Origin of the sequence: Hoylesella enoeca JCM 12259 (assembly GCF_000613405.1) — a bacterium.
Classification (GTDB): domain Bacteria; phylum Bacteroidota; class Bacteroidia; order Bacteroidales; family Bacteroidaceae; genus Prevotella; species Prevotella enoeca.
In genome coordinates this window covers 77,944-94,922 of the sequence record NZ_BAIX01000002.1, presented here as the reverse complement: position 1 = coordinate 94,922, position 16,979 = coordinate 77,944, and the positions used below count along the sequence as shown (strand labels likewise).

The 16,979-nt window shown below is 46.0% G+C and carries 12 protein-coding genes and 4 pseudogenes; 1 reads left to right on the top strand and 15 read right to left on the bottom strand.

Annotated elements, in window-relative coordinates:
- Positions 1-67 precede the first annotated feature (67 nt).
- Positions 68-361: a hypothetical protein gene (locus JCM12259_RS01180; protein ID WP_025065111.1), complete on the top strand. Its 294-nt coding sequence runs from the start codon at positions 68-70 to the stop codon at positions 359-361.
- Between the two features lie 223 nt (positions 362-584).
- On the opposite strand, the gene rplS is transcribed toward JCM12259_RS01180, so the two are convergent.
- The 15 genes and pseudogenes from rplS to JCM12259_RS01105 all read right to left on the bottom strand — a co-directional run bounded on the left by rplS (position 585) and on the right by JCM12259_RS01105 (position 16,585).
- A complete protein-coding gene (rplS, locus tag JCM12259_RS01175; protein ID WP_025065110.1) occupies positions 585-947 on the bottom strand; it encodes a 50S ribosomal protein L19 in 363 nt (120 codons plus the stop codon).
- A 218-nt stretch (positions 948-1,165) separates the two neighbouring features.
- Positions 1,166-2,021 (bottom strand): annotated as a pseudogene (locus JCM12259_RS13090) (hypothetical protein).
- Positions 2,022-2,182: 161 nt separating this feature from the next.
- Positions 2,183-2,995 carry an N-acetylmuramic acid 6-phosphate etherase gene (murQ, locus tag JCM12259_RS01165; RefSeq protein ID WP_025065109.1) on the bottom strand — a complete coding sequence of 271 codons (813 nt, stop codon included), beginning with the start codon at positions 2,993-2,995 and terminating at the stop codon, positions 2,183-2,185.
- 31 nt (positions 2,996-3,026) lie between these two features.
- A pseudogene (locus JCM12259_RS13085) lies at positions 3,027-3,886 on the bottom strand (ATPase).
- 6 nt (positions 3,887-3,892) lie between these two features.
- Complete coding sequence (locus tag JCM12259_RS01155; protein WP_025065108.1) at positions 3,893-5,218, bottom strand: MFS transporter; 1,326 nt, start codon at positions 5,216-5,218, stop codon at positions 3,893-3,895.
- A complete protein-coding gene (locus JCM12259_RS01150) occupies positions 5,215-6,645 on the bottom strand; it encodes a glycosyltransferase family 2 protein (RefSeq protein ID WP_025065107.1) in 1,431 nt (476 codons plus the stop codon). The genes JCM12259_RS01155 and JCM12259_RS01150 overlap by 4 nt, the downstream gene beginning before the upstream one ends.
- A gap of 170 nt (positions 6,646-6,815) precedes the next feature.
- Positions 6,816-7,023: pseudogene (locus JCM12259_RS17800) on the bottom strand (IS30 family transposase); the annotation flags it as partial.
- Between the two features lie 521 nt (positions 7,024-7,544).
- On the bottom strand, positions 7,545-8,966 hold the full coding sequence (locus JCM12259_RS01140; protein WP_025065105.1) for a tetratricopeptide repeat protein: 1,422 nt from the start codon (positions 8,964-8,966) through the stop codon (positions 7,545-7,547).
- Between the two features lie 66 nt (positions 8,967-9,032).
- Positions 9,033-9,991: pseudogene (locus tag JCM12259_RS13080) on the bottom strand (PstS family phosphate ABC transporter substrate-binding protein).
- 6 nt (positions 9,992-9,997) lie between these two features.
- Entirely contained in the window at positions 9,998-10,831 is an 834-nt protein-coding gene (locus JCM12259_RS01130) for an energy transducer TonB (RefSeq protein ID WP_025065104.1), read from the bottom strand.
- A 28-nt stretch (positions 10,832-10,859) separates the two neighbouring features.
- Entirely contained in the window at positions 10,860-11,504 is a 645-nt protein-coding gene (locus JCM12259_RS01125) for an ExbD/TolR family protein (protein WP_025065103.1), read from the bottom strand.
- Positions 11,505-11,507: 3 nt separating this feature from the next.
- Positions 11,508-12,119, bottom strand: coding sequence for an ExbD/TolR family protein (locus tag JCM12259_RS01120; RefSeq protein WP_025065102.1), 612 nt, complete (start codon positions 12,117-12,119; stop codon positions 11,508-11,510).
- A gap of 30 nt (positions 12,120-12,149) precedes the next feature.
- Positions 12,150-12,989: a MotA/TolQ/ExbB proton channel family protein gene (locus JCM12259_RS01115; protein WP_025065101.1), complete on the bottom strand. Its 840-nt coding sequence runs from the start codon at positions 12,987-12,989 to the stop codon at positions 12,150-12,152.
- A gap of 430 nt (positions 12,990-13,419) precedes the next feature.
- The gene (locus tag JCM12259_RS01110) at positions 13,420-14,631 is read right to left on the bottom strand and encodes a bifunctional 3,4-dihydroxy-2-butanone-4-phosphate synthase/GTP cyclohydrolase II (protein ID WP_025065100.1); all 1,212 of its coding nucleotides are present in this window, start codon (positions 14,629-14,631) and stop codon (positions 13,420-13,422) included.
- Between the two features lie 55 nt (positions 14,632-14,686).
- Positions 14,687-16,585 (bottom strand): LptF/LptG family permease, encoded by a 1,899-nt coding sequence (locus JCM12259_RS01105; RefSeq protein ID WP_025065099.1) that lies wholly within the window; start codon positions 16,583-16,585, stop codon positions 14,687-14,689.
- Positions 16,586-16,979: the final 394 nt, after the last annotated feature.

Here is a 16,979-nt window from a genome sequence, read left to right as displayed (position 1 = left end):
GAGGGATCGGTTTATATTGGGAATTGGTTACCTTTGCAAGGTATTTTTTAAGAATGGTCAGTAGGTTATGAAAGGAGATTTAACGCAACTACTCGCAGCCGTGGAGCAGAAAGTGGGTAAGCGGATCGGACTGACTTCCGATTTCGAAAAGTTATCCGCCTTGTTTTCCAAGCATCATATTCACCTGAATGCAATGGGGCTGAAACGAACCTGGGAGTATCTTCGCGGAACAGGCAAACCCTCCAAAGAGGTGCTGGACAAGATCGCGCTCTTTGTGGGTTTCCAGAGTTGGGCAGACTTCCAGGATGCTCTTCACGGCGAAGACGACGGTCAGGCGAATTATGAATCGAGAGACGAGTGATCGCAGGTGTTTAGTGGGATGAAAAGGGGATATCTAATCCTCGTCATGGTCACTGTTGCCATCCCCAACAGGAATGCGACTTGTATGTATGCACGCACAGAGAACGATGGAATAAAAAAAGAGGTCCAACCAGAGTGGTTGAACCTCTTTTTATGTCTTTTGCAGGACCGGCAAGGACAAGCAGTGGAGTCTCCTCCCTCGTCCTTCGTTCCTTCCAAGGACGTTAAGCCTTTTCGGTAATGACTCTCTTCTCCTTGATGCGTGCTTTCTTACCGGTGAGCTTACGCAGGTAATAGAGTTTAGCACGACGCACTTTACCGTGCTTGTTCACCTCGATAGAGTCGATGTTGGGTGATTCCAACGGGAAGATACGCTCCACGCCGATGGTTCCCGACATTTTACGAACGGTGAATCGCTTTTTGTCTCCATGTCCGGAAATACGGATGACGACACCACGGTAGAGCTGGATACGCTCTTTCGATCCCTCGACAATCTTATAAGCGACGGTCACGGTGTCGCCTGCCTTAAATTCGGGATGCTGTTTGCCGGTTGCAAATGCTTCTTCAGCAACTTTAATTAAATCCATTTGCTTGATCATTAAATTGTTTATCATTCCGACGCAACATGACCAGGCCACACTTCTTCCTGTCAGCGATTACGCCGAAAAGTGCTGCAAAGTTACTACTTTTCATCGAACATGCCAAATATATCCATCTGTTTCTCTATTCTTTATGTTCGATTCTCAACAATGCGCATATCTGTTTCTCCCTTCTCAATGCTCAATTCTCAATGAAGAATTGGTTCTCAACGTCGGGTGGGGATGTTGAATTCACTCACAGATGAAATTGTCTTGCCGTTGCCTTGCAACACAGAGACACAAATCTTGCATGGCCATCTTTCAAACGATTGTCGGCTTTGACCAATGCCGTATAGCGGATGCCTTTGCCGGGGAGGATCTTCTCGATGTGAATGCTCGGTGAGATCAGTATATGGCGATTGCCGGAAACTTCTCTCACGGTGGGCTGAATGTCGTAGAGCGGTTGGCCGGTGCGGTTATATACCTCGAAAATCACTTTGCAGAGTTCGCCGCGGTTGATCACGCGGTCTTGGTTATCGTCAACGAAGCGGGCGTTGCGCACTTCCACCGGTTTCCCCAACTTGATAGCCGGTTGCAAACGAGAAGCCGCAATGGTGTCCGGGGCCGCTGTCGTGGCCTGTTGGGCGCTGTAAGAACCGGTATATTCAGGACCGTTGAAGTCGTAGATGCGATCGTCGCCACCATTGTTGACGTCGAATCCGCTTCCATCGCAATTCTTCGACGACTCGTTGCTCATGCCGTTCTGCCGCGTGCCCTGTTCGTAACCGTCTTGATAGCCTGCATCATACGCTTCACGCTGACTTTGTCGCTGTTGACGTTGCTCGTAAGGTTCCTGTGCTCTTTGATCGGCCTGCGCACCGACGGCACCTCCGACGACAGCGCCGCCGGCCATGCCCACAACTTCACCGATGTCTGAACCATACGACCCGCCGCTGATTCCGCCGATAGCCGAGCCGAGGATAGAGCCGATTGAGCTCCGATAATAACGCCGGACCCGGTGTAAGTGTCACAGCTGCTCAAGGTGAATGCTGCTCCAATGATGAATGCCATAGCCTTGTTCATGTTGCTTTTATTTTTAGAATGACTGCACAAAAATAGAGAAAAGAATGTTTGACCAACCGCTTGTTATCCCTAAATGAAGGTAGGAAAATCCCTATAACTTACGGTTACTCGACGATGTTGGTAGCCATGGCATGGATGATCGGTCGCAGTTAAGGGGTCGCTCACTTCTGATAGGATTCTAACACCTGTTCGACAGAGCCGTGAAGAAGGAGGAGTGATAGGGCCTTGTCATAGTCCAAGCCCAACATCTCGACGAGCATCCGTGTCCCTCTGTCTATGAGTTTCTGGTTGCTAAGTTGCATATTCACCATTCTGTTGCCTTTGACGCGGCCCAACTTGATCATCACCGAGGTGCTGATCATATTCAAGATCATCTTTTGCCCCGTTCCCGATTTCATGCGCGAGCTACCCGTTACATATTCCGGTCCTACGATCATTTCAATCGCTATATCCGATTCTGCTGCCATCGGCGAATGGGGATTGCTGGTGATACAGGCAGTCAGAATGCCATGTTTGCGGGCTTCATGCAAAGCGCCCACGACGTAAGGGGTGGTTCCCGAAGCCGCAATGCCGATAACCGTGTCGGGGGTGTCGATGTGCTGCGCGGTGAGTTCAGTCCACCCATGAGCGGGATCGTCTTCGGCATGCTCCACGGCATGGCGCAACGCCGTGTCGCCACCGGCAATCAGTCCGACGACCAACGACGGAGAAACCCCGAAAGTGGGTGGGAGTTCCGAAGCGTCCAGCACGCCCAATCGTCCGCTTGTGCCTGCTCCAAGATAGAAGATTCGACCTCCGCGCTTCATTCTCGGGATGATCTGTTCGACGAGTCGCTCGATCTGAGGAATCGCCTCGTGCACTGCCAAGGCCACTTTTTGATCCTCCCGGTTGATGTCTTCCAGTATTTCATGTATTGATTTGTGTTCCAAATCGTTGTAAAGCGAAGGCTGCTCGGTGATCTTTGTGAATTCCATGGCATCTGTGTTTGTCTCTTGGCCCATTCGTTTAATCGTTTTCTCGTTCACTGGCATGATACTCGATTAAGCCTTCCATCGGTGACTGATGGACTGTCCCGATGCGAAAGCCCAATTCATCGGCTGCTTCCGTTAATTCGGGTTGGTAAATAGAAGCAATGGTCCCGATGCAATTGACCGAATAATTCCGATAGTCGTATGAGCCACATTGCGTCGGAGAAAAGCCCGGAAAGCATCGACCAACAGGCTGTGTATCGTTGGTTCAGTGCGGTTCTGCTCTAAAAAGACATTGAGTCCGGCTAAAAACCGGTTAGGAAAAGGTGCCCGATATACGCGCTCGATGATCGTTTCTTGCGTCAGATCAAATTGTTTGAAGAAACGTTTTTCCAACTCTGATGTCATCTGATGCTTCAAGATATCGCCCACCAAGCGTTTCCCGAGGTAGGCACCACTGCCTTCGTCGCCGAGGATAAACCCTAAGGCAGGGGTGTTCTGTGTGATTTCCCGACCATCGTAAAAGCATGAATTAGCACCCGTTCCAAGTATCGCAGCAATCCCGGGACGATGTCCGCACAGACTGCGAGCAGCTCCCCATAAGTCGGAATACACTTCGATAGCACCGGTTACAGGTAGACAGCACTGCAAAGAAGCAGCCACGGAAGAGCATTTCTGTGTTGTACATCCTGCACCGTAGAAGTAAACAGCCTGCCAGCTGCCATTGGGTAAATACGGAAGTAGGGCTTGCCGTATTTCGGTCTGCATCTCCTCTGGCGTTTGGAAATACGGATTCATTCCTTTGGTGACGATTCGTCGGATCATTTTTCCGGCCCTGACAACGCACCAATCTGTCTTGGTCGAACCACTGTCGGCGATTAAGAAGTTGTGATCCATGCGCATTTATGTTTCTTTTCGTCCGTAATTCGGTTCTACCTTCACGATCAATGTCACGGCAACGGTGGCCAAGCAACAGGCGATGACCAGCCAAAAGAAGTGCGAGTAACCCAACCACTCTTGCAAATACCCCGCAAACATCCCCGGAATCATCATGCTTAGCGCCATGAAACCGGTGCAAATGGCGTAATGAGCTGTCTTAAATTCACCTTCGGAAAAGTACATCATATAAAGCATATAAGCTGTAAATCCAAAGCCATAACCAAACTGTTCCACAGCAACACATGTGCTGATAATGGCCAAATTGCTCGGAGTGGCAACGCTGAGATATACAAAGGTGAAGCAAGGAAGTGTCATACACGCTGCCATTGGCCATAAGGATCGTTTCAATCCCCATTTAGAAGCAGCCACACCGCCGATGATTCCGCCAACGGTCAGCGCCAGTACGCCGATCGTTCCATACACGATTCCCACGCTTTCGGTAGCCAATTCGAGCCCACCATGCGCTTTTGTATCCAGCAGGAAAGGGTTGACCATTTTTAGGAGGAATGCTTCGGGTAGTCGATAAAGCAGCATAAAAACAATCGCAATAGTCACACCGGGCTTCCGAAAGTAGGTCGTAAAGGTACGCCCGAACTCCGAGACGATGTCGCGGATATGTGCACGCGTCTCGCCGAGTCGTGCTGCATCTTCCGCAGGTCGCGGTATGAAGAAGATATGATAAAGACTGATCAGGGCAAAGATCACCGCTGTTATCGCCATGGTCAGCGTCCAAGCCAGTGGGATATTGCCTGTATGCGTCTCTAAAAGGCCTGCTATCAGCACCAATACTCCTTGTCCGAAGATCGACGAAAGTCGATAAAACGTGCTACGAATACCCACAAAGAACGATTGCTCTTGGTGATTCAAAGCCAGCATGTAGAAACCATCGGCGGCAATATCGTGCGTTGCTGAGGCGAAGGCTGTGATGAAAAAGAGAATCAAGGTGAATGTAAACAAACTCACAGGAGTCTGCATCGAACCGATCATTTGTGTCGAAGGGTGGGGTATTGACAGGGTAAGTAGGATAAAAACGGCGCTCATCAACACTTGCATTGATAATATCCACCAGCGTTTTGTGCGCAGAATGTCAACAAAAGGACTCCATAACGGCTTGATCGTCCATGGCAAGTAAAGCAGACTGGTGTATAAAGCCATATCTCCATTGGGCACACCCATCCGCGTGAACATCGTTACCGAGATGTTGTTGACGATGAAATAAGGAATCCCTTCGGCAAAATACAGTGTAGGAATCCATAGCCATGGATTCATGTTTCGTGTGGAGTGCTTCATCGTTTTGTGGTTTGGGAAGCGTTGCGATTCATCCGAATGCGAGCTTGAAGCTCCCAAGTGCGGATGCGATCTTTATACAGATTGTTGGCGTTCAACCGTTCGATGCTCAGCGCTGCATCCGAATTGCCGCCCCATCGACGGCAGAGATAAAGCACATCATATATTCGTCCGATTCGGAATTGCCGTGAGATACGAAGCCCCATGGCATAATCTTCTCCATAACTGGTGTTGGGGAGCCCAATGTTTCGCAGTATCGGCGTATAGAAAGCGCGTGGAGCGCCAAGCCCATTGATGCGCAATGCATTGTTGCGACCATTCTCATCGGTCCATTCCCGATGGTCGATCACACCAGGCGGAAGACTGTTCAACTCGAAGTCTGTCATCTGATACGCTCCGATCACCATCGCACACTGCTGCTTGTAAAAGGTATCGACGATGATTTGCAATGTGTGTTCATCCTTATAAAGATCGTCGCTGTCTAACTGAATGGCAAATTTCCCGCATGCTGCCGACTGTACACCGAGGTTCCAACAGCCACCGATACCCAAATCATAGCGTTTAGGAATGAGATGGATCACGCGTTTGTCATCTTTGAATTGATTGATTATCTCGGTCGTTCCGTCCGTAGAATGATTATCGATGACGATAAGATTAAACTTAAATGCGGTTTTCTGGCACAACACCGAACGGATAGCCGTTTCGATCGTAGTGGCCCGATTGCGGACAGGAATGATCACCGAAGCTTCCGTTTGAAAGTCAATCGCGCCGAAATCGATGCTTTCAAACGCGGGTTTGAGCCATCCTCTAACGGCTTTCAGATGTTCGGTGCAGGCCTGTTCCATCTCGATTTGCCGCTCGCGATTGCGTGGATCCACATAGTCAAACTGTTTTTCGCCACTTTGACGACAGTCTTCCTCGATCTCACTGTATAGAAATTCGTTCACATGCAGGATCTCGTGACTTCGACTAAGCGTCAGTCTGAGATCGTAAAGACCGGCAAATTGATAATCGGCGGTCAGTTTCTCGACACTATCCCGGAGCGCTTTCGTATTGAAAAGCAGCACCGAACCGAAGTCGAAATCATCTCGCAGCGATCCCATTTGATAATCAATGACAGGCGCTTTCAGCTCTTCTCCATCTTTCACTTGATAGTGATCGGCATACAACAAGCCTGCACCCGTGTCTTCGGCTATGCAGATCAAGCGCCGCAGGGCCAGATATCCCAGTCTCAGCGGCGTCTCTTTGGTGTAGATCAGGGTGTATTCGGCCGCGGTGCGAGCCGCAATTTCCTTGATGGTTTGTGTGCGGAAAAGGCTCGCTTTCACCTTGTTCACATCATGGACGTCGGTTTCCGCTTCGAGCGCTCGTATGGTTTGATCGGCCTGTTCCTTATATATATAAGGTATAAAGCAACTGATTTGTTTCATTATTCCTACTGATTAATGTGAGAAAAGGACTTTACCTTCGTTTGTCAACAGGCAAAGCGTGCGTATGACAAAGGTACGATCTTTTTGAGAATCGTATCTAAACCCGTTTCCTTTTTGACGAATATTCTCATAATTTAATGAATCGGCGGCTATCATAAGCAAGTGCAAAGTTAAGCTATTCTTTCTTGAATCATATCTTTTGGCTTGACAAATCCGTTTTTCTTTCTCGGCTGTTGTTTTTAATTTTTCAATAACCAGCCTGATGCGTGCTTCTGTTATTCCTTTGAAATCCGCTTTTTGAGGAATATTCTGTCTGATGAGTCTGTTCATGTTTTCGATAGCTCCTTTTTCTCACGAGGAATATGGATGCGCGAAGTAAAATCAGCGTGTCTCAACATTGGGAAAGGCCGAACGCGAGAGAAACGGCTCATCGTAGGGGTACGATCAATGAAAAGCAGCGAAAAGAGGCCTTCGTAGGCCTACGATGATCGAAAAACGAGAAAAACGGATCGGCGTAGAGGTACGATTGATGGAAAACTGCGAAAACGGCTCGGTGTAGGGTACAATCGATGGAAAACTACGAAAACTGCTCGTCGTAGGCCTACGGCGAATCAATAATGACAAAAGCAACTCGTCGTACCCCTACTATTTACAATTTATTAAGAATTAAACCCAAAAAGGTGGCTTCCATAAGCAAGTGCGAAGTGAAGCTATCCTTTCTTGAATCATGTTTTTTGTTCGGAGGTTAATTGATGATATTTCACAATACAAAATGAATTAATTTTGGGAAGGAGGACGAAAGTCTTTCTCCTTTTTTCTGTATTCTCACGTTATATAATAAAAAAGACAGGATGAAGATTGATTCATCCTGTCTTTGCTTGATAGTTGTTGAACTTCTTTTATTTACCCAAAGCCTGCTTGGCTGCTGCGTTTTCGGGATCGAGTTCCAACACCTTTTCCCAATAACTCTTGGCCGTGGCATTATCGTTTTTCAACATATAATAATAACCTAAATAGCGATAGGCTTCGATGAGACGCTCGTCATCGCGACTACCTTTCTCGGTGTGTCCTTTGATGATCTCGATCAGTTTCTCATAATGGGGTTTGGCTGCGCCGGTTTTGGTCTCTGGATCAAGAGCAAAGCCGATGTGAGCACGCTGGTAGGTGGCGAAGTCGGCTGCACTCGGGAACTTTTCGGCCATTTCGGCATATACTCCGTCGGCTTTGTCGTACGCTTCCTTCTGGGCTGTACCTGTCAGTTTCTCGGTTTGTGCCATATACATTGTAGCCAATGTATTGTAATCAACTGCCGTAATCTGCTTTAAACTTTTGAGATATTTATCATAAGTAGCCGTAGCATTGGTAAAATCGCCTTTTTCATTATAGGCATTTGCAATATTTTTCAAGGCGTCGCTCTTGTCGGCATCATTATCTTTGTTTTCTTCCAACGACTTATTGAACATATCGATAGCTTTGTCGTATTCCTTATTCCCAAGGTAAGCATAGCCATAGTAGAGGTAATCGCTTTCGGTGATCTTAGTAGAGTCGCTCTGATTGAACAGTTTGTCGGCATAGTTCAAAGCCTCGGGATAGCGTTTTAAGTTGGTGAGGTCGAAGAACGAGATGCGGTTCAAGGCAGGATTTCTTGGGAACTTCTGATTACCGAATTGCGCGATTTCAAGACTCTTGTCGAATTCGCCTTTGAGGAAGTAGTCCAGTGCAAAGTTAGTCAACTGATGCGGTTCCATCTTGTTTCTGTCCACTTTGTTATAGTATTCCAAAGCTTTGGTGAGATTGCCGGCTTTGTCATAGATCTCGGCAGAAATGATGTCTACTGGATAATCTGGACGTTGCTTGCGAAGCTCTTCGAGTTTTGCCACGGATGCTGATGGGCTTACCTTGCTGTAAATCATCGCGTATTTGCGATAGCCTTCGGGATTTTTGGGATCGAAATAGATGGCGCTTGAATACCAACTCGATGCTGCGCCTCCATTGTCTTTCACAACTTCGATGTCGCCCAACAGGATATAGCCGGGTGCACAATTCTTGTCTCTCTTGATGGCTTCTTCTGCATATTTCTTAGCATTTACGGTGTCTTGAATGTTGAGGTAAGCACGCCCTAAGCCGACCAAAGCCTCTGTATTCTTTTTGTTTTGCTTGTAAAAAGCTTTTACCTGTTCTGCTGCCGCAGCCGGGTTAGCCTTATTCGCAGTTATCACTTTGGTGATAGCGTCTACCTGACTTTTGACATCTTGTGCCATCATTGCAGTGCTGAATCCTATCATCAGCGCTGCTGCTAATAGATATTTTCTTGTTCTCATCATTTTCCCTGTTTTTAATTCTGAGTCTGTATGATCTTAAACGTTCCTATGTTGTAAATGTTTTGTTTACTCGGTGACGTTAACGTTTCTTATATTGATATTGCCTACAACCGGTAAAAGTCCTGCTTTCATCACGATCATCTGACCTTTGGGCGAGCGGATGAAGTTGGCAAAGCCCCATGGCAGGCCGTTGATGGGGTCGTTGAGCAGGCAATAAATGGTTCGGATGAGCGGATAATTGCCATTATATATATAGTATTGGTAAGGTTTCCAGCTGTTGGCGGGCGTTGCTTCTGTAATTTGCTTACCGACATTAAACGAATATTCTTGTTGAATGTGAGATTGGTTGTGTCGCGTTTATCGTTCAACCAATTACTGCCGATGATACCGATGGCACCGGTATTTTTCTCCACATAACTGATGACATCAGCCGTTTTGTTGGTCGCGATGACATTGGGGCTGGTGATGGGATTACCGTGGAGGATGCTGTCTTCGGCAAAATGAACGGTGCTTGACTTTTTGTTGTCGAAAACGAGAACGATGTCTCCGCGCTTAGAGGAGGGATAAATATCGCTCCATTTCTTTACTTTTCCTGTCAGGATGCGTGCAATGTCGTTCACTGTGATGCATGTATCCGTGTTTGTCTTATTCACAATCAGTGCCAACCCGTCATAGGCAATGGCGAACGATTGTGGCATAAATCTGCGGTCTTGCAGGTTTTTCTTTTCGTTAGGTTTGAAGTCTCGCGCAGCAATCATTAGACAGATGCTGTCTTTGAGTAGCAAATTAATTCCTTCGGATTCGCTCGTGTATGTGGGATTTACCTTTGCTTTTGTGTAGATACTCTCAAAAACGTCGCGCTCTTCTTCAATAATGGGGCTAAAACTTTCGTCAGAGGCGAAACGAATCACCCCTGACGAATAAGTATCTGTTCTCCCACCCTTATGCTTCTGCGGTCCGCATGAAGCAATAAGAGTGGTGAGAAGGGTTAATCCTACGATAGTGTAAGATGTTGTTTTGTTCATAATCAGTTATTGCTGAAGTTTGAACGTTACAGGTACATTGAACTTCACACGCACAGTGGAACCGTTTTGACGGCCCGGAGTCCAGCGTGGCATGCTCTTGACAACACGTATTGCCTCTTTGTCCAAAGAAGGATCGGCTGAACGTGCCACTTGAACATCGGTGATCGAACCATCTTTTTCGACAACGAAGGAGACGGTAACGCGTCCTTGAACTCCATTCTCCTGAGCCACCGGCGGATAATGCGTATTGCTCTGGAGGAACTGCATCAAGGCAGCCGGACCGCCTGGGAATGACGGCATTTCTTCAACCATATCGAAGACTTTATTCTCTTCTACTTTGGGAGGTTCAGGTTGTGCGATGACTTCCTTGGCTTTCAGCACTTCACCGTTAGCATCGTCGTTACCTTTGACATCAAATGAACCGATAGCAGCTTTGTTCTGCATCAGCTGGTCTTGTGTCTTGATTTCGTCCTCGGGTTTTACCTCGCTGTCTTTCTTAATGACAGGTGCGGTAAACTTAACAGAACTCTTGACGCGTTCAACCACTTTCTCTGGCTCTTGCACTTTGATTTGTTTCTTGACCTCTGCTTTCTTTTGCTTCTGGTCTAAGTTGGACAATTCTGTGACTTGAGTCGAAGCGACTTTCTCCATATTTGCGTCAACAATCTTCTTAATAGCGACTACAGAGAATGCGAGAAGGGCAACGACAACTACTATAATGATTGAGATGATATTTCTTCTGGAAGTCCCTTTACGTAGCTTATAAGCTCCGTAAGCTTGGTTCTTGCCTTCGAAGATCAAATCGACCCAATCGTTCGAAATCAAATCTATTTTTGACATAGCTTTCTTCTTTTAATAGTTTACACAGTTACTCCTTAACGCCAGCCTTTTGGAGAAGGGCTTTGTCTTCGGGTTTAACTTTGTCTATCACGTATTTACCAATGCTGCAAATCTGCATTTCGTCAAGAGCATCGACCAAATTGTCATATTTCGAATTGTCTGTTGCCTTAATAATAACGGTCATTGTGGAGATATGCTGTCCGTCAATGTCACCGGATTTGATCTTGGCAAGTTCCTTATCGTATTGCTCTTGTGGAAATTTGGAATCCTTCAACTTCTTCTCATCAAGTTTGGCTTTCGCCAACATCACTTGTTGGACGGGCTGAGTTCCGTCTTCGGTAACGTGTGTGATGAGGACTTTTCGAATTCCGTCTTTGCCCCAAGTGGTCTTCTTCAGACACGAAGGATCATCATACTTTGGGATACCGGCAATGTAATAGATACCATTGTTGCCTGTTACGTAAATCGTGATCGTGTAAGATTCCTTCGTTACAGATTTATTCTCATCTGTCAAGTTCTTATCGTTACTCGGCATACTCAACTCCATTGTCTGCGGTTTAGCCAGCGACGTACAGAGCATAAAGAATGTGATCAGAAGCATCATCATATCCACCATCGGCGTAAAGTCGACGCGGACATCCATCTTCTTTTGTTTGCTTTCTTTCTTTTTCATTCTTTAATCCTCCTGTTTTTTGTATGAAGTGATCAGATAGTAACGGTTCTCACTCATATCTTGAAGTTCAGACATCACCTTCTTTACCACTTTATAAGGAGTATCTGCATCGGCTTTGATGGCAAGTTTGATATCGGGATTCACATCACGGGCTTGCTCAACCCACAATTGGAACTCGCTTTTCTTGCCGTCGATACTGTCAGTAGGGATACCTTGATTTTTGATTTCATTTGCCATCTGACTCTCATCGAGATTCAAGTAGGCAGAAAGTTTATCCATCGGAACACCCCACATCGGATCTTTCTGAAACTTCTTGATTTGCGTGCTGTTTAATGATACACCGAATTGGTTGATCATATTGGAGAGTACATCAGCCATTTGCATTTGGTTGTCCATACTCATGAATATCTTGCCAGACTTGTCGACAAGGATATTCAGCACGTCCTTTTCCGGAACTTTGATCTCTGAAACCGAACCTGGCGTCACGACTTTCACTGGTTCATTCTTTACGAACGTTGATGTCAACATAAAGAATGTCAGCAAAAGAACCATCACGTCCGACATCGGTGTCATATCGATCCAGACCGTTTGTTTCTTAACTTTTACTTTACCCATAGCGATAAATTTTTAGAGGGTTAGCAAAAATTAAGCTTCTTCTGCGTGATTGGCTTCGTATGTCTGAGCAATTGAATAACCAACCTCATCGAGGGCGTAGGTCAACTTATCAATCTTGTTGGTAAAGAAGTTATATGAAATAACTGCAAACCAAGATGTCAAGATACCGAATGCGGTGTTGATCAAGGCCTCAGAAATACCCGTTGACAGAGCAAGAGAGTCACCTCCACCACCAGCTGCCAATGCTGCGAATGACTTGATCATACCGGTTACCGTACCAAGAAGTCCTGTAAGCGTACCCAATGTGACGATGGTTGCGATGATCGGAAGATTCATTTGCAAAGTCGGCATCTCGAGTTGAGTTGCTTCTTCATGAGCTTGCTGAATCTTGGAAACTTTTTGACCTTTCTTCATGCCACTCGTTGCTTCCATCTCTTTGTAAGCGTTCAGAGAAGCTGTAACAACGTTTGCCACAGAACCTTTCTGTTTGTCGCAGAGCTGTTGAGCCTTGGCGAAGTCGTTAGCGCTCACTGCTGCCTTGATGTTAGCCACGAATTTGGTCAGAGATCCTGTACCGAAAGCGGTGCGCAAAGCCAACCAACGCTCGATAGAGAGTGTGAGCACGGTGAGCAACAAAGTGTGGATGATAGGAACGACCATACCACCTTTATAAATCGTACCTAATAAATTCCCGTTTAATACGGCGCCAGTCGGATCGTTGTTAACGAAGTTTGCGGGATTACCCAACAAAAATTTGAAGATACCCACTGCGACGATAAAGCAGAATACGATGATCCAGAAAGCTGCTCTAACTCCTTGGAAGCCCTGCGATTTCTTGGCAGGGCTGGCTGTTTTTTGTGTTGTTGCCATAATTTAAAACTTTAATCTTTTAGTTGTTAATAAATTTAAGTTGTTGATATCTTACTTGATTTAATGTTACTTTGTGCCTACGATATGTTCGCTATATAGCATATTGACAAGGCAAAGATAGTAAATTCATGTTTAAAACGAACTCTGGTTAAGAAGTTTTAACGGAGTGTCTCTCGATTTTTTATGGACGACCGCTATACTTTTACCTTGCATCGATCTTTTATAGATGTAGGGATGATGATATTGAGTGACGTTTGTTGAATGCTCATATATGGTTCTGATTTTTTATGATTGTTATCTTGCAAAAGTAAGCAATTTATCTGTTATAACGCAAGGTATGTGTAATTATTTCATGAAAAGCACTCAATTCGTGACAGATTGCGAACTAAACAGCATCTTCTTAGCACTTATTGCAGACAGAGATAACGGCTTATTGCAGGTGAAGATGATGTCCCATGCGTTCTTGTTTGGTTTTAAGATACCGGTAATCATAGGGGGTCGGCTCGATTTCGATGGGTATATTTTCGACGATTTCCAGTCCGTAAGCCTCTAATCCCACTCGTTTGGTGGGGTTATTGGTGATCAGTCGCATTTTGTGTACGTTGAGATGACGGAGCATTTGAGCGCCGCAACCGTAGTCGCGTTCGTCGGGTTTGAAGCCGAGATGCACGTTGGCTTCCACCGTATCATAACCTTCCTCTTGTAATTTATAGGCTGCAATCTTATTCATTAATCCGATTCCGCGACCTTCTTGTTGCATGTAGATCAGCACGCCTTTGCCTGCTTTATCAATCATCTGCATCGCTTTATGGAGCTGTTCACCGCAATCACAACGCATACTACCGAGAATGTCGCCCGTAGCGCAGGATGAATGCACGCGAACCAAGATCGATTCCTCGGGTTCCCACTCTCCTTTCACCAGCGCCATGTGTTCTACGCCCGTGCTGATCTGTCGAAAAGGGATGAGTTTGAAATGCCCATACTTTGTGGGCATATCCACTTTGTTACCCACTTCTATCAATGACTCTGTTCTTAATCTGTACGCGATCATATCTTTAATAGAGATAATCTTCAAGTCATATTGCTCGGCCAGCTTTTTGAGTTCGGGCAAACGGGCCATTGTTCCGTCGTCGTTCATGATTTCCATTAAAGCTCCGGCGGGATAGAGACCGGCCATTTTACAGAGATCGATGGCCGCTTCTGTGTGACCGCTACGCCGCAATACGCCGTTGTCTTGCGCATAGAGCGGATTGATATGACCCGGTCTGCCGAATGTGCGAGGCGTAGAAGTGGGATCGGCCAGCGCTTTGATAGTCTCGGCACGGTCATGAGCCGACACACCGGTAGTGCATCCTTCCAGTTTGTCTACGGTGACAGTGAAAGGTGTTCCTAACATAGAAGTGTTGTCCATCACTTGATGAGGCAGATCAAGTTCTTTACAACGCGACAACGTTATTGGTACGCAGAGCACTCCGCGCGCGTTTTTCAACATGAAGTTTACTTTTTCCGGTGTTATCTTTTCAGCTGCAATGATCAGATCTCCCTCGTTTTCGCGATCTTCATCATCAACAACGATTACAAATTTACCATCTTTAAAATCTTTTACAGCTTCTTCGACGCTGTTTAATTTGGATTTTTCCATAGTGTTTCAGCTTAATATTCTTTGGGTTCTTTATAATTTGAGAATGACTGGCAGATCATTGATTCTTTTGTATTCTGGTGATAATATCGCTGTTGGTTTGCATAATTGTGCGCAGATCTCGCAACAACCGAAGTCTGAAACGCCACATTCTCAGATAGATGAAAATGCCCGCAGGCAGGAAAACTCCTGCCACAACATTCATCCATTTGTGCTCAAACGGCCGAGTGTGAGCCTTAACTGCAAGGATGGGATAGGCGCTCAGATCTTTGAGGATCTGTTTGTCTCTCGTATTGGACAAGTCTTCTATCACTGTTTCCAACGATTGATTAATACGCTCGATTTCATGATCGGGCTGATATTTGAAGAATACTTTGATAACATTTGGGGCTGTTCGCAGATTGTGTTCTTTTGAATACGTCCGAATTTCTTGTGTGATCTGTCTCAGTTGCAGTGCATCTTCGTGATAGACAGGATCGTTGATGATCACCTCTTTACCGAAGAAATGGCGTTTCACACGCAGTCCGAACATTCGTCGGAAGAGGTCGCGGTAAAGATCGAAATTGAACACCACCGAGTCGTTATTGGCTTTATAAGTTACGAAGATGGCAATAGGGATGAGCACGCCGGGGGCCAGTCCTTTGCCGAACCATACTGCCCACATGCCTCCGCGAGCCATTCTGTAACCCGAATTATCTAAAATGTAATAGACGATAAACACCAAGACGGAGATGATCACGGGTACGCCCAGGCCGCCTTTACGTATGATCGCGCCCAGCGGAGCACCGATAAAGAAGAATATCAAGCACGAGAGTGCGACGGTGAATTTATTGATTCGTTCGATCTGATGCTGTCGGATGATATAGTCGCCGTCGTCGGTGACCAAACTTTTAAATTCAAGTGTGCTCACGCCATTCTGCACTTGGCTGAGCGCATAGTTCACAGCTTCCAGCCGTTTGTCTACCGGCAGTTTGTCAAACAACGAATCATAGTCAAATGATTGGGCCTTAGCCATTTTGACAGCCCGCATGGAATCTACTTTCGGCAGGCTGTCGGTGTGCGACAGCAACAGTTTGAAATCTTGATAATATGCCCGTCCGATGCTGTCGAATTCGTGATTCAGCGAGTCGATATCCATGCGAATCTTGGCCAAACTCTTAGCTCGTGCATTGTTTGAAAGCGATGTGGCGTCTGTCAAACTGAAATCTCCATCGAAGTCTTCCACGATCCGTTTCGTCACGAACGATTCTCGTTGATAGGGCACGGAAGCTGTATTTCCAAGCGCACTGGACTGCATGTTCTGAAACCATTCGCCGCTCCAAAGCGTCATGATCAGGTGTTTCTTCTCGGCCGTAGACTGCAACATTCCCGAATCTGCCAATATAATGGTGGCATCTTCGTAGCTGGCCGACATCTTATAGACCATCACGCCATACAGTTTTCCGGTCTCCACATCCTTTTTCTGCACATAAATGTTAGTGCCGCTGATGCCATCATAGAAAATTCCTTCGGGTATTTCCACCTCCGGACTCTTCTGTTTGATAGAAATCAGCAGCTGTGCGATCTTCATATTAGCTTCCGGACCAACGTTGTTTTGAAAATAAAACGATCCGATACTGATTAAAGTCGATAAGAGAATCAGCGATCTGAACGCTTGCATCAGCGATGTCCCGGAGGCTTTGATAGCAGTCAACTCAGAACTTTCACCTAAATTTCCGAATGTGATCAATGACGACAGGAGAATGGCCAGTGGCAAGGCTTGCGGCACAAGCATCAGTCCCATATACCAAAAGAACTGTGCCATGATCTCCATTGACAGTCCTTTTCCGATCAGTTTGTCGATATACATCCACAGAAACTGCATCATCAGCACAAACTGACAGATGAAGAAGGTGCCCACAAATAAAAGAGCAAATTGGCGTGCGATGAATATATCTAATTTCTTTATACGAAACATGACCTTTCCAAGTTGTTGGTCCGATGCAAAGATCGGTTTGCAAATTTAGTATAAAAACATTAGAAACGCCTCTATTTTGTGTTTTTTATAATTTGTCGCCAGATCGTCTGCAATTCCGACAGGCATTTTCTGCTTGTTGACCAGTGATAGAAAATATGAAAAATCACAACAAAAGTGCTCTTGCTTTATGTCGCATTCTGGAATGGAGAATGCCTATTTTGTACATGAGAAACGCAGAGTTGGAGACAGGTTGTTGTCTTGCTCAGAGCAATAGACGGTTAGTTGGAAGCCGAAAAATGGTTTGTGAGCCAGAGGGAAATGGTCTTTTGCAGGCTTGATAACAGCCTTTTTACTTGTGTTTTCAGGTGAAGTCGATTATCAAATAAATACAAGC